This window comes from Escherichia sp. AM3 (genome assembly GCF_032029835.1).
Lineage (GTDB): Bacteria > Pseudomonadota > Gammaproteobacteria > Enterobacterales > Enterobacteriaceae > Escherichia > Escherichia coli.
Window position 1 is genome coordinate 1 of the sequence record NZ_JAVUPQ010000565.1, and the last position, 461, is coordinate 461.

Below are 461 nucleotides of genomic sequence, written 5' to 3' on the forward strand. Positions count from 1 at the left end.
GTGTTATTGAATATCAGCCACTAAAAAGATGGTTGAATAATGACTAGGTTGAAATTTATCTGTCAAGAATAAATGTTCAGAGGTTACCATGAAAAAGATATGCAAAAGTCTAATCGTAATTTTTACTGTGTCCTGGCTGACAGCACCTGCGTATGCATCTGACCCTTGCGCTTCGGTACTTTGCTTATATGGAAAAGCAGTCGGGCAAGGTGGAGGGAGTGAGTGCAGAAGTGCCGAAAAGGATTTTTTTAATATTCTGAAAAAGAAAAAAGGAAGCATTCGCTGGAGTAAAACTTTTGATGCCCGTAAAGCATTTCTGAATCAGTGTTCAACGGCTGATCCTGCTGCTATATCGAAAATCATGAGTAAGTTCGGTAAGATTAAGGGGTAGATGATATGAAAAAAAAAGAAAAGATTGATTTTCTTAATGCAATAAAAGCAGGGCACTCTGGCTTTATAGC

General features: G+C 38.0%; 1 protein-coding gene. It reads left to right on the plus strand.

Translation table 11 applies throughout. From position 1 onward, the window contains the following. The first annotated feature begins 88 nt into the window (after positions 1 to 88). The gene (locus tag RTW80_RS27265) at positions 89 to 391 is read left to right on the plus strand and encodes a TrbM/KikA/MpfK family conjugal transfer protein (protein ID WP_001576896.1); all 303 of its coding nucleotides are present in this window, start codon (positions 89 to 91) and stop codon (positions 389 to 391) included. Positions 392 to 461: the final 70 nt, after the last annotated feature.